The sequence below is a fragment of the Thermococcus sp. genome (assembly GCF_026988555.1).
GTDB lineage: Archaea > Methanobacteriota_B > Thermococci > Thermococcales > Thermococcaceae > Thermococcus.
Genome location: NZ_JALSLB010000047.1, coordinates 1 through 12294, shown reverse-complemented (window position 1 = coordinate 12294; position 12294 = coordinate 1). Strand labels below are relative to the sequence as shown.

At 53.1% G+C, this 12294-nt stretch carries 9 protein-coding genes, 2 tRNA genes and 1 pseudogene; 6 read left to right on the top strand and 6 right to left on the bottom strand.

Annotated elements, in window-relative coordinates; all coding sequences use genetic code 11:
• Both MVK60_RS07045 and MVK60_RS07040 read right to left on the bottom strand, forming a co-directional pair.
• Positions 1-484: iron chelate uptake ABC transporter family permease subunit (locus MVK60_RS07045; protein WP_297437870.1), on the bottom strand; the 484-nt coding region annotated here is incomplete at its 3' end.
• Between the two features lie 3 nt (positions 485-487).
• Positions 488-2620 carry an ABC transporter substrate-binding protein gene (locus tag MVK60_RS07040; protein ID WP_297437868.1) on the bottom strand — a complete coding sequence of 711 codons (2133 nt, stop codon included), beginning with the start codon at positions 2618-2620 and terminating at the stop codon, positions 488-490.
• A 210-nt stretch (positions 2621-2830) separates the two neighbouring features.
• Between MVK60_RS07040 and MVK60_RS07035 the strand changes: the two genes are divergently transcribed.
• Positions 2831-3820: a tetratricopeptide repeat protein gene (locus MVK60_RS07035; protein WP_297437866.1), complete on the top strand. Its 990-nt coding sequence runs from the start codon at positions 2831-2833 to the stop codon at positions 3818-3820.
• 74 nt (positions 3821-3894) lie between these two features.
• Here the strand turns inward: MVK60_RS07035 and MVK60_RS07030 are convergent, their stop codons facing one another.
• From MVK60_RS07030 to MVK60_RS07020, 3 genes are all read right to left on the bottom strand, one after another.
• Entirely contained in the window at positions 3895-4170 is a 276-nt protein-coding gene (locus tag MVK60_RS07030) for an elongation factor 1-beta (RefSeq protein WP_297437864.1), read from the bottom strand.
• 16 nt (positions 4171-4186) lie between these two features.
• A complete protein-coding gene (locus MVK60_RS07025) occupies positions 4187-4360 on the bottom strand; it encodes a zinc finger domain-containing protein (RefSeq protein ID WP_297437874.1) in 174 nt (57 codons plus the stop codon).
• A gap of 125 nt (positions 4361-4485) precedes the next feature.
• Positions 4486-8583 (bottom strand): MMPL family transporter, encoded by a 4098-nt coding sequence (locus MVK60_RS07020; protein WP_297437862.1) that lies wholly within the window; start codon positions 8581-8583, stop codon positions 4486-4488.
• 127 nt (positions 8584-8710) lie between these two features.
• Between MVK60_RS07020 and MVK60_RS07015 the strand changes: the two genes are divergently transcribed.
• The 3 genes from MVK60_RS07015 to MVK60_RS07005 all read left to right on the top strand — a co-directional run bounded on the left by MVK60_RS07015 (position 8711) and on the right by MVK60_RS07005 (position 9406).
• On the top strand, positions 8711-9196 hold the full coding sequence (locus MVK60_RS07015) for a PadR family transcriptional regulator (RefSeq protein WP_297437860.1): 486 nt from the start codon (positions 8711-8713) through the stop codon (positions 9194-9196).
• A gap of 44 nt (positions 9197-9240) precedes the next feature.
• Positions 9241-9318, top strand: a tRNA-Glu gene (locus tag MVK60_RS07010).
• 10 nt (positions 9319-9328) lie between these two features.
• Positions 9329-9406, top strand: a tRNA-Ile gene (locus MVK60_RS07005).
• Positions 9407-9516: 110 nt separating this feature from the next.
• Here the strand turns inward: MVK60_RS07005 and MVK60_RS07000 are convergent.
• Positions 9517-10461, bottom strand: a complete 945-nt coding sequence (locus tag MVK60_RS07000) for an NAD-dependent epimerase/dehydratase family protein (protein WP_297437858.1) — start codon at positions 10459-10461, stop codon at positions 9517-9519.
• A 91-nt stretch (positions 10462-10552) separates the two neighbouring features.
• Here MVK60_RS07000 and MVK60_RS06995 point away from each other — a divergent pair, with 91 nt between their 5' ends.
• Together MVK60_RS06995 and MVK60_RS06990 are read left to right on the top strand one after the other, a co-directional pair.
• Positions 10553-11548 carry an NDP-sugar synthase gene (locus MVK60_RS06995; protein ID WP_297437872.1) on the top strand — a complete coding sequence of 332 codons (996 nt, stop codon included), beginning with the start codon at positions 10553-10555 and terminating at the stop codon, positions 11546-11548.
• Between the two features lie 92 nt (positions 11549-11640).
• Positions 11641-12294 (top strand): annotated as a pseudogene (locus MVK60_RS06990) (glycosyltransferase family 39 protein); the annotation flags it as partial.

Genomic DNA, 12294 nt, shown 5'->3' with positions numbered 1-12294 from the left:
TGCCCCCCATCTTCGCGAGGGACGTTGTCAAAAACACGGCGAGCAGGGCAAAAGCAAACGCTAAGGGGGTAACGCCCAGACCGAGGGAGAATCCTATTGCCAGGGCAGCTCCAAAGGCGGCCCCTGATGAAATCCCTAAAATATAGCTGTTAACGAGGGGATTTCTAAATATTGCCTGCAGGACTGCCCCGGAGACCGCCAAAGCCGAGCCCACCATCATGGCTAGGAGGACCCGGGGAAGTCTTATCTCAAACAGAATTACGCGATAAACGTCCGGATAGTGATTTTGAATATCAAGATTTAATCTTCCGAGGGTTATCTTGGTCAGGGCCGTGGAGGCAAGCTGTGTGGTTTTGATCAGGAGCATGTTGATAATTGCGGGAAGCGGAATGCGATAAGACCCTATACACAGGCTTATGAGCAGGGAAAAGACGGGGGAAATTAAAAGAAAAAGGAAGAGGAGCCTTTTCATCTTCATGTTCATCGATTAACCCTCCATGCCGTAGAATCTCTTGATGAGCTCCTGATATATTGGCTTCCAGTCAGGGTAGTACCCGGGATAAATTGCATGGCCGAAGGCATAGATTCCGGTCACAAATCTGGGTCCGTAGAGGGCTGCCGCGTTTCTCGACCATGAGCTCACCAGTATCCCAACGACATGGCCGTCTTTAACGGCTTTGATCTGCTGCCATCTCGGGTCGCTCTTTATCTTTTCCACAGCTTCACTGAGCCTCTCTGCGTCCCAATCAACCACTATTAAAACGTCTGTCTTGTTCCCGAAGTATGCCATGAGCTTTTCGAGGTCAAACTTTGGATACTGGGTTGAGAAGTTGTAGTCGAACGCAACGTTGTGCGCTCCCACAAGCTCCGCGGTTTGAGCGTATGCCGAGCCCCTGTATGCTATGCTTATTTCTCCCGTTGCGTATTTCCCTGTTATGGATGATCCATAGACTACGAGAACGTTCTTCTTTTTATCGGCGGGTATCCTGCTCGCTATGCCCAAAGCTTCGTTGTAGTACTTCTCCAGGAAGCTCGCCAGTTCTTCAGCCCTCTTCTCCTTATCAAAGACTTTTCCAAGCACTCTTATTATCCTGATGTTCTCATAGGGCATTTCTGTTCCGGTTGCATTGGAGTCCGGAATTCCAAATGCAAGAACCTTGATCCCAAGTTCTTTAGATCTCTCAATAACATCCTGCTCACCCTTGGTAAAGCCTCCCTTCCAGCGCCCCATCAGGATTAAATCGGGTTTGAGGCCGGCCACGGTTTCCCAGTTGATGGCTTTTTCCCAGGTTGTCCCGACGACGGGTTTTTTCCTGATGTTTTCTGGCAGAAACTGGTCTTTGGGAGTGTACTTATCGATTCCAACAATTTTGTCGTCGAGTCCGAGACAGTGCATGACCTCTGCCCAGTAGCTGCTCAGCACGATAACCCTCTCAGGCGGCTTTTCAAAGGTTACCTTTCTGCCCATTGAATCCATTACTGTTACCGGAGCGTTGTATTTAACCCCGTAGAAGTTCTCAAACAGCTCTTTTGCCACCGGCTTCCAGTCCGGATAATATTCGGGATAGATGATGTTAGCCATCTGATAAACGCCGACTGTTATCCTTGGTCCCCAGTCCAGGAATCCTTTGGAACCCGCTAAAATCCCATAGACGTGGCCTTCTTTAACCGCTTTTATTGCCCTCCATCTCGGATCATTTCTGATACCGTTTATCGCCTTTTCAAGCCTTTCTTTACTGAATGAAGTGAGGATTATGACATCGGCTTTGTCTCCCCAGTAGGCGATGATCTTCTCAAGATCAAGTTTTGGCCATGGTGTATTAAAGTTTTTGTCAAAAGCCAGGTTGTGAGCACCCACAAGCTGGACTATGCTTGCCCATGCACTACCGTTTGCATACACACTTATAGGACCGTTTATGTCTTTTGGGGCGCTTATGAGGAGAACGTTCTTTTTCCTGTCTGCTGGAATCTGGCCCGCTATCTCTTTAACCTCGTTCAGCTTTTCCTTCATCCAGCTTGCGAGTTCTTCAGCTTTCTTTTCTCTTCCGAAAACTTTTCCTAAGAGCTCAACAACCTTGATGTTATCCTCAACGCTTTTTGCTGTAAGTGCTATAACGGGAATGCCGAGCTCTTTGGCCTTCTTTATGGTACTGGCATCGGCATATTTTCCACCGTACCAGTCAATTATTATGAGATCGGGTTTGAGGCCGGCAACCGTTTCCCAGTTCAGGCCTTTGAAGTTGCTGCCGACAGCAGGTTTGCTCCTCACATCCTCCGGGACGTGGGGATCATAGGGGATGTACTTCCCTATACCGACTATTCTGTTCTGAACGCCGAGGATGGATAGTATCTCTGCCCAGTAGCTGCTCAGCACGATAACCCTCTCAGGCGGCTTTTCTATCGTGACCTTCCTTCCTGCGAAATCTGTTATGGTTATAGGATATCCGGATCTGCTGGCGGTTGTTGGGGAAGCCGTTTGTTCCTGAGCATTTTGGGTTGGCTTGAGAGTGGTTGTAGATGGAGTTGTGGTTGTTTTTTCACCTATACAACCGGCGCTGAACACGCTGAAAACTAAAACCAAAAGCAGGAGCAGTGCCGGGATCTTTTTGCCACTTTTCATCAATTTCACCACCAATCGTGCTACTAATCTGACTATTAGTATTACCATACAGAAATCAAAGCGGGAATTTTTAACGCTTTTTAAAACGGTAGGTGTGTAACGTAAAGTTTAAGTTTAAACCGGTAAGACGGGACCATACCTTTTTAACCCGTCCGGCGAACCGGAATCAGGTGATGGAAAACGGAGCTCGGAAAGGAGTGGGAGAAGGCTTTGAGCGAGAAGGACTGTGAGAAGCTGCTTGAGCTTTTTGACGATTACATCGAGGGCATCGAGGATGAGGAGACACTGAGGAAGGAGCTGGAGAGGCTTAAGGAGGCCGTCGTTGACTGCGACGATCCCTACGAGCTGGCACACGAGATAGCGCATGTTTACGCGCACCTCGACGATGTGGAGAGCGGCATTGAGCTCTACCGGGAGCTGGCGGAGCGCAGGAGGAATGACCCTGAGGAGCATGCAACTGCCCTCTACTACCTGGCGGATGCCTACGACCACTTCGGCATGCCTGAGAAGGCTCTGGAGACATATAAGGCCCTTCTTGAGCTTGAGGAGGGCCTCGGAAACGAGAAGGAGATAGGTCTCACGCTGGCCAACATGGCGATAGTGCGAGACGAGCTTGGGGACTACGGGGAGGCCCTGAAGCTCATGGAACGGGCCAGGGAGATATTCGAGAGGATCGGTGACGGGAGGAACCTGCTTATAAGTTACCTGGATTTGGCGCATTTTCACTACGAACTCGGGAACTACGACGAGGCCGAGGCGTTCCTCAGGGAAATCTACAAGAGCCCGCGTGATAACGAGGTGGAGGCCAACGCCAAACTCATAGAGGCCGAGGTGTGGGCTGGTCGGGAGGATTACAGGAAGGCGTTCCTAGCCATCAGGGACGCGCTTCTCAAGGCCCTGGAGGACAGTGATGAGCTGTTTGGGCTTGTCTTCGACACGCTTACGGACTTTATAGAGGGGTTGTTTAACGAGGGGGCTTATAGCGTTGTCGCGGATAATGTGGGCATCTTCGCGGAGCTCTTTGAGGATGACACCAAGTACTTCTTCAAGGCAGTCGGTGAGCTGGCCCGGTGGAAGGGTGGGGATGAAGACGCAAAGGGGAGGTTTGATGACCTCTACTCAAGGGTCGAGAACGAGGAGTTGAGGGAGATTCTGGATGGGTGGAGGAAGCCGAAGCTGAGTCTTGAATTGAGAATGTAAGGTGCATTTCTTTTAATTTCTTGTGTGGCCGTCGCAATTTAAGTTGGTGGATATTAAGGAGAAAAGGGAAGGGTTCAAATCCTGGAAACGGTCTCAACTTCCGCGCTCTCGACGTTCTCGACCCCTCTAAAGAGATCGGCAACCTCGTCGTAGGAGTAGCCTTCCTCATCCCTCCCGAGGACGTAGAACTTGAGGGCTACGAGGCCGAAGGCTATCGGCTCGCGCTCAACTTTGGCGAGGCCGAATTTCTCAGGGAGGGTTTCTTTCAGCTTTCCTTCGAGTTCGTCGAGGTTGACTCCGGGGTCGGTGGGCATGACTTTAATGACGCCAACGAGGTTGAAGTCGCTCATTTTTTCACCTCCTGATTCATGGTCCTTCCCAGCCGCACTTGGGGCACTTGTAGGGCACGCTGAGAACTCTGCAGGATTCGCAGCGCCAGATTATCTCCTCGCCGCAGTTGGGGCAGACGAAGTGAGTGGCGTGCTCTCTTGGGGTTATCTCCTTTCCACATGATGTGCATACGGGTACCTCTAACTTCATCTCCACTGCTAACACCTCCGAGAAAGGTGGTTTTTCCACTGGGGGGCATTGCTGGAGTTGGCTTATAAATCTTTCCATGCTGGTCTTCTGGGGAGTTCCTGAAACAAAAGAGAAAAGGAAATTGGTCATTTCTTTTCAACCCTGTGAAGGGGCCACCAGGCTTTGTCTCCCGCCAGTTCCATAAGGGCGGGGCCCAGGAAGTAAACGGCGGCGAAGCTCGTCAGTAAAACTCCAACAGCTAGGGCGAAGCCTATCTCCCTGATGCCCCAGCTGGCGCCGGTCATGAGGGCCCCGTAGGTGGTTGCCAGGACGGCCGCGAGGCCTATAACGAGGGTGTCCATGGTTCCGGCGGCGACTATGAGTGCGTCCCTCGGGCTTCTCCTCTCGAACTCGTCCCTGGCCTTCACCAGGTAGAAGCTGTTGTAGTCTATGCCGACCCCCATGAGGACTATGAACACCATCATGGGCAGGAACCACATGACACTCTGGTTGAAGACTTTCTCGAAGAGCCAGCTTGAGAGCCAGATGCTGAGGAGGACGCCCGTGGCTATGGTGGCCATTGTGGAGAGCACTGCTGGGAGTCCTTTGAGGGTTGGGACTAGGGAGAGGAACATGAGCAGCAGGGCAACCGGGAATATCCTGTGCCAGAAGACGTTGTTGATGAGGTTGCTGAGGTCGAGGGCCAGGGCCGTGTTTCCGCCGACTTTTCCACTTTTGATAACTCCTTCGGCCTCCTCTTTCTTGAGGTAGTGCCTGATGTCCTTTACCATGTCCTTTGAGCGGTCGTCGGTGGCTGAATACTTCCCTATGACTTCTATGAGGATTTTGTGATCATCGGTGGAGATGTACTTGTCCCCTCCAAGCTGTTTTACTGTATCAATGCTCATGTTGTCCACGTGGGTTCCGTAGGGCATTGCTGGGGAGAAGACGTGCTCGACGCCGTTAATCGAGGCTATGTCTTTGCTCAGTTTTTCTATGGTCTTGAGGTCTGAGTTGGTCACCGGGTGACCGAGGTCCACGATGACGTAGGTGGGTGAGGTGACGCCGGCCCCGACCTTCTCGTCGGCTATGTTGAGGAAGTGGTAGGTTTCGCTGTCTTTGGGGATGAAGAGCTTGACGTCGTGGGTTCCGTTGAAGTTGGCGAAGTTGTAAGCGGCTGGAATCGCTATCAGCAGGAACACTAGGGCAACGACTTTGGCGTGTTTGGTCACCCATTCGGCTATCTTGCTTCTCTCGTGGATGTTGATGTTCTGGACGTGTTTGATGTGTCTGGGCCACCAGAAGATCGGTTTGTCGCCTATTAGTACGGTTATTGCGGGGATTAAGGTTAGGGAGGCTATGAGGACTATTATAACGGCCAGTGGGGCTATCAGTCCTATTGTTTTGAATATCGGGAACTCGTATGCGAGGACGAAGGAGGCGAAGGCTATGATGTCCGTTGAAGCACTGGCGAGGACGGCATCTTTTGCCCTTCTAAGGGCTTCAGAGGCCGCTTTTTCATGGTCGTAGCCCTCAGCGATGAACTCCTTGAAGCGGTGGACGTAGTAGGTCGAGTAGTCTATGCCGAGGCCGAGGGCGGTGGTTACGGTCAGCATCTGGGCCCAGCTGCCTATGTTCACCAGGTCGCCCTTTGCCAGCAGGTAGAGGACCCCAAGGGAGGTTAGGGTTGCGGTGGCGACGCCCGTGAAGGGCAGTATCGTCGCGAGGAGGGCTGCCCCCATGAGTGCCAGCAGGACGAGGAAGGCACCCAGGACGCTGAACTTGGTGGTCTTGTCGTTGTCCTCCTTTCCGTACTTGATGGCCTCGTAGGTCTGAACCGGTGTTCCGGTGACGTAGGCCTTTACGCCGCTGTAGTCCCTGCCGAATGTTTCAAGGGCAAGCTTTTTAGCACCGATGGCGTTGTCGTACTGAGCGTGGGAGGCTTTTTCGATATCGTTCTCATGGGGAAGTCCCTTGGGGACGAAGATTATCATGAGGGTCCGGTTGTCCTTGCTCTTCAGCATGCTTATGAAGGGTTCTGCGGTTGAGTAGAGCTTTCCGTATATCGCGTCGGCAACTGGTTTTACGTCGTTCTTTGTTATCGCGTAGGGATGCCCCCTGAACTTCATGCCTATGTTCACGACGAGGCTCGCGTTGACGTTCTTTGTGAACTGATTTTTGGATAGTTCCCGGGAGATGAGGCCCATTGAGTCTTCACGGACGAGCTTTTCCACCTCGGCCTGGGTCAGAGGGTACTCGTCGGGGATGAGCTTGGCCGTGTCCATTATTCTGTCCCTGACGGCCGCCGGGATGTCCTCGCTCTTCAGTTTCTCTTGAACCCCCTGGAGGAAGAGGTCGCCGGCAACGGCCTCAACGCTCTCCCCTTCGTAGAGGCGTCTAACCACGTCGCCCAGAGAAGTCATGTTGGAGGGTGCGAGGCTTACGACGATATTGACGGTGGTGTTCTCCAGCGCGGTGCCGTTGGCTATTCCCTGTGGGTCTTTGAGAGCGGCATTAACTATCGCGTCCGCGGTTCTCTCCGGTTCTGGGACCCTCCTGTTCCTCAGCGTCTCAACGAGCTTTGACCGTATCAGGTTCTCGGCTATTTTGCCTATTGAGTCCACGCTACCGCCGCTTTCGTACAGTGCCTTCAGGGCTTCTTCACTCAGTGAGATCCCTCTCGACGCCATGATCCTCTCCATGGCACTCACGGTGGCGTCTTCAAGGGCGGTGCTGTTGGTGCTGAGAACTCCGGAGGCGCTGGGGTCTGCGTTCATTGTGACGTTCACGATCAGGGGCACTACGGGGGCGGTTTCGTTGTCTGCCATCTTCAGAGCCCCGGCCCGTAGAAGGCTTGCCTCAAGCTTCCTGGTGGGGCCGTTGCGGAGGAGGATGAGCAGGACTTCTTTCGGGTCGGATAGGGACAGGAGTGGGCTGTTGGGCATGATGGAGCGTATGTAGGAGAGGGCGAATTCTGAGGTTGTCCATTCAACTTTTTCAGGGGAGGGGTTCGGGCCCAGCGTTATAGAAGCGTTGATGACCTCTGCGAGGAGTTCCGGCTCAACCCTTCCGAATCCGGGGAGGTTTATTGATTGACCGCTGGTGAGTACGACCCTGGGGGTGTTCTCCAGGGCGGAGGAGGCTATTTTACCAACGGTGGACTCCATTACCCTCTCCGGCATGCTCTCAATGGCATGGTAGCTCCCAAGCTCCTCGTCTGTGTTTTTGACGCCCAGGTAAAAGGCGTAGGAGTAGGCCTCGGCCAGTTCCTTCTCGGTCGTGTCGTTCACTCCAGCCAGGACAATTCCCCTCGTAACGTTCGCCAGGAGGGCATCGGTTATTCCCTGGGCCCCGTACGCCGAATAAACTGGGTATGTAGCGTTGAAGACTGTGTAAACGAACTGTGGGGTTACGTTCAGGGAGTTTGCGATGGCCTCTGCTGTATCGGGGGAGAGTGATCCAGAGGAGTAGGCTCCTTCTCCTTCAAGGGCGCGGTAGACGGCTATGCTGCCAAGGTAGGCCTTCCCGTAGGTGGAGTTGAGGGTGTATAATCCCGCGTTGATCCTGTACATGGTGGAGTTTACGTTCCTCAGCATGTCGTATGTCTCGGTGAGGTTCCTGTTGAGCTCCACGTAGGCGGCATCGGTCGTGTTCAGGGCGCTTCTGAGCATCATCATTCTGGTGTAGGCCTCGCTGAGGTTGGTGGTGAGGTTTAGGTAGGCCTCGGCGGCTGTTTTAATGGCCTCTCTGGTGGACTCCACGCTTCTGTCGAGTTCCGTGAGGTTGTTGAGCAGTGTGCCGTACGTCCGGTTCATCTCGACCGTGCTCTCGTAAAGCTGGCCTGTGAGGTTGGCCGTCAGTTTGGTGATGTTGAGTGCGACCTCGTAGGATTTGTTTGTGAGGAGGTCCAGCGCGTCGTAGTAGGAGGTGAAGTTGTAACCGTACCTTGTGGCCGAGGCCTTGAACCTGTAGTAATCGTTCCTAGCCCTTTCGTCGTTTACGTTTATGCCGTCTATCAGCAGGTAGGTCTGGTTTTCGCTGCCGGCGAACTCTGGGAACTGCTCGCTGAGGGAGTTCATCACCTTGACGGACTCGACGTCCTTTGGCAGGAACTGGTTCATGCTGTAGTTCGTGACGTTGTTCAGCCTGGCGGCCAGTGGAGTCGCCAGTATTATCGCCGCTATCCACACAGCGACCACGAGTTTTGCGTGCTTTGCTATCCATTCATTCCAAGCCATCTTCATCACCTTAGGACGTTTTTCGACATGAATACCAACGACATTCTTTTTAATGACATGTCTTATTACGACATGTCTTCAAGAGAAAGGGTTTAAAAGAGTTGTGGACAGATACGTGTTTAGAGGTGTTGGTATGGGAAAGGATGTTGAGAGGAGGATAATAAAGGGACTGTTCACGGTGCCCCTTAAGGACATAATTCTTGTCATCGTGGGGCTTAAGGGCGAGGCTCACGGCTACGAGATTCTAAAGGAGCTTGAGAGGCTTGCGGTCGGTCTCTGGAAGCCCAGCCACAGCAACCTGTACACGATACTCAACAAGATGGTTGAGGAGGGCCTAATTGAGCCGAGAGAGGATTACAGAGGTAGGGTGCGTCGTGTCAAGTACAGTTTAACCGGGAAGGGCTGGGAGTACCTTAAAAAGTCAAATGACCTTGCATTGAGGGTGCTGTACACCGCCCTTGAGTACCATGAGGCTCTGAAGGATAAACTCGAGAGTCACGGGTACGAAAGGAGGATGAGCCGGGAAACTATACTGGAGTACCTTGAATTGCTGAAGAAGATTCGTGGGGTGCTTGATGCGGAGATTGAGACCATCGAAGGGGAGCTTGGAGAGAAGTAACCGAAAACTTTTTAAAGCGACCTCGGTTCTATGGTATTGGACGCGCCCGGGTGGTGTAGCCCGGTCAATCATGCGGGACTCTCGATCCCGCGACCCGGGTTCAAATCCCGGCCCGGGCACCAGAATTCTCTTGGGCCCGTGGCTCAGCCTGGTCAGAGCGCCCGCCTGATAAGCGGGAGGTCCGGGGTTCGAAGCCCCGCGGGCCCACCACAACGGCCATTTCTGGCGGAAGATTTGTGTGCAGTTTCAAAGGGCTTATCCAAAGAGCTTTGAGAGAGGTTCGACGCTGTGAGAGGTGAGCTAGGAGGGGGAGGAGGGGTTCAAAGGAGTTCCCTGACGGTTCTTGAGACGGCCCCGTAGCTGCTTAGCCCCGGTCTCCAGCCTGTGTTCTTTGCCTTCTTGATGTCAAGGCGCATGAACTTGACGTCTCCTTTCCAGCCGCGGCCCCCATCGACGCCTCCGGTGAAGTTGAACTCAGGACTGAGTCCCATTTCATTACTCACTATCTCCGCTATCTCCAGAACGGTTACCCAGTCGTCGTTGCCGAGGTTGTAGAAGTCCACCGTCTTATCGCTCCCCCTGAAGTGCTCGAAGATGTGGAGCATACCCTCAACGGTGTCGCTCACGTGGAGGTAGCTCTTCCTCTGGGTGCCGTCGCCGAGTATCTCAAGCTCCTCCGGGTTCTTCCTGAGCTTGTTTATGAAGTCGTAGATGACCCCGTGGTTGGAGCGCTCCCCTATTATGTTAGCTAGGCGGAAGATCAGGGCCCTGAACCCGAAGGTGTGGGCATAGCCGCTGATTAAAGCCTCTGCTGCCAGTTTCGCCCCACCGTAGACGCTTATTGGTTCGAGCGGGGCGTAGTCCTCGGGGGTTGGGATAACGTCCGCCTCACCGTAGATCGTCGATGAGCTTGTGAAGACCAGGTACTTGACGTCCGAACCCTTGACCGCTTCTAGGAGGTTGTGGGTTACTCCGACGTTGGTTTCGTATAGGAGTTCCGGGCTCTGGGAACCAATTCTAACCTCCGGGTTGGCGGCCAGGTGAAAAACGGCTTCCATTCCTTCGACCGCCTCTTCGGAAACATCGGGGTCCCTCATGTCGCCCCTTACGAACTCAAAGCGCTCATTATCAAGCCAGCGTTCGATGTTCTCTGTGCTTCCCGCACTCAGGTCGTCGAGAACCCTGACTTCATGGCCATGGAGCATCAACCTGTCCACCAAGTGGGAGCCTATAAAGCCTGCACCGCCGGTGATGAGAATCTTCACTTCAATATCACCACAGGCGGTAATGCAAAACACTTTAAAGCTTCTTCTACGTGGAAAGTAACATGTTAATCAAAGGACGATGGTGATGATTGTGAAGGTACTGATAATGGCCGGCGGCTACGCTACTAGACTGTGGCCTGTCACCAAGGATCATCCAAAGGCGCTCCTGCCGGTGGGGAATAGGACAATTCTGGATTACATAATGGAGAACGTTAAGGGGCTCGGACTGGAAACGCACATATCGACGAACAGGTTCTTTGAGGCTCACTTCAGGCCGTACGCTGATAGGTATGGTGTCGGGCTGGTGGTTGAGGACACCCTGCATGAGGAGGAGAAGCTCGGGACCGTTGGGGCGCTGAAGAGGGCCGTCGATGAGCTGGGTTTGGATGATTACCTTGTGATAGCGGGGGACAACATATTCTCCTTTGATCTGCAGGACTTCCTGAAACACTACAACGGGAACCCTCTGATAGCCGTGTACGACGTTGGCGACCCGGAGCTGGCAAGACGCTACGGTGTTGTTGTGCTGGATGGGGATAGGGTGGTGGAGTTCCAGGAGAAACCTCTCAGGACGGAGTCCACCCTTATAAGTACGGGGGTGTACGCCCTCCCAGCCAAAACGGTGGAGCTGATCGACGATTATCTTGGGGATGGGAACAAGGACGCCCCCGGCTACTTCCTGGAGTGGCTAGTAAGGGGCGGTGCTGCCGTGCACGCGTATCGCTTCGACGAGTACTGGTACGACATCGGCAGTGCAGACAGTTATCTTGAGGCTCTGAAGACCCTGCTGAAGGAGAATCACGTGGAGGATATTCATATAGGTTCCTACGCCAAAGTAATTCCTCCAGTGGTTATAAAGCAGGGCTCTAAAATCATTGGTCGTTCAATAATCGGCCCATACGCCTACATAGGGGAGGGCTGCCTGATAGAGAACTCCGACATAAGTGACTCGATAATCTTCGGGAAGACTGTCATCCGGAATTCAACGATATGGCGCTCTATAATCGATGAGAAGTGTGAGATAAGAAACCTCGAACTGAAGAAAAGTCTCGTCGGGGGACACGCGAAGATACAGAGGGGGGACTGAACCCCGCTTTGTCCCTGTACAAAAAAGTGCGGCATCCGCAAGGCTTTTATCTCAGGATTACCATCAAGTCGTAGAAAATAGGGGGCGTTTAAATGAATGAAGATGAACTGGGCAGGAAACTCTCCCGTTTCGCGGAATCCGTTGCAAGGCCCAGGTACGCGGTTCCCCTCCTGCTTACGATAGCGACCGCCATCAGGCTCCTGCCCATGCGCTTCGGGTACCTCCTAGGTTACGACCCCTACTTTCATCTGGCCTACGTCCGGTACGGACTGACCCACGGCTGGGTGAACTTCTTCCCCTATGCCTTTGGTCCATGGGGGATGCAGATTGGGCATTTTCATCCCCTGGGTCTCTGGATGACACCGGCCTACGTTTATAGGATCCTGTCAGTATTTGGAGTCTCCCTCTACAACTCCTTCAGGGTAACCCCCGTTATATTTGGCGTTCTAACGGTGCTCTTCCTTTATCTGGCCGTTTTGAGGTTGTACGGTAGGGCGGAAGCGTTTTTATCTTCACTGTTCCTAGCCGTGCTTTTCGGGCACGTTTTCCGCTCGATGGCAGGGTACTACAGGGGCGACAATTATATGCTCTTCTGGTACAGTGTGAGTTTGTTTGGTGTGAGCCTCGCGCTCTCGTCTGGTAGGAGGAACCGGAGGAGGTTGCTGTTTTATATCATACCACTCTTTGCAAGCGGCCTTGCCGCAGCCTTCTGGCAGGCTTACTATCCCATATTTGCATTCCTGCTG

Bases quoted from the DNA above. Each gene is read 5' to 3' on its own strand.
- MVK60_RS07025 (WP_297437874.1), bottom strand. From the start codon at position 4,360: ATGAAGTTAGAGGTACCCGTATGCACATCATGTGGAAAGGAGATAACC.
- MVK60_RS07030 (WP_297437864.1), bottom strand. From the start codon at position 4,170: ATGAGCGACTTCAACCTCGTTGGCGTCATTAAAGTCATGCCCACCGAC.
- MVK60_RS07015 (WP_297437860.1), top strand. From the start codon at position 8,711: ATGGGAAAGGATGTTGAGAGGAGGATAATAAAGGGACTGTTCACGGTG.
- MVK60_RS07040 (WP_297437868.1), bottom strand. From the start codon at position 2,620: ATGAAAAGTGGCAAAAAGATCCCGGCACTGCTCCTGCTTTTGGTTTTA.
- MVK60_RS07020 (WP_297437862.1), bottom strand. From the start codon at position 8,583: ATGAAGATGGCTTGGAATGAATGGATAGCAAAGCACGCAAAACTCGTG.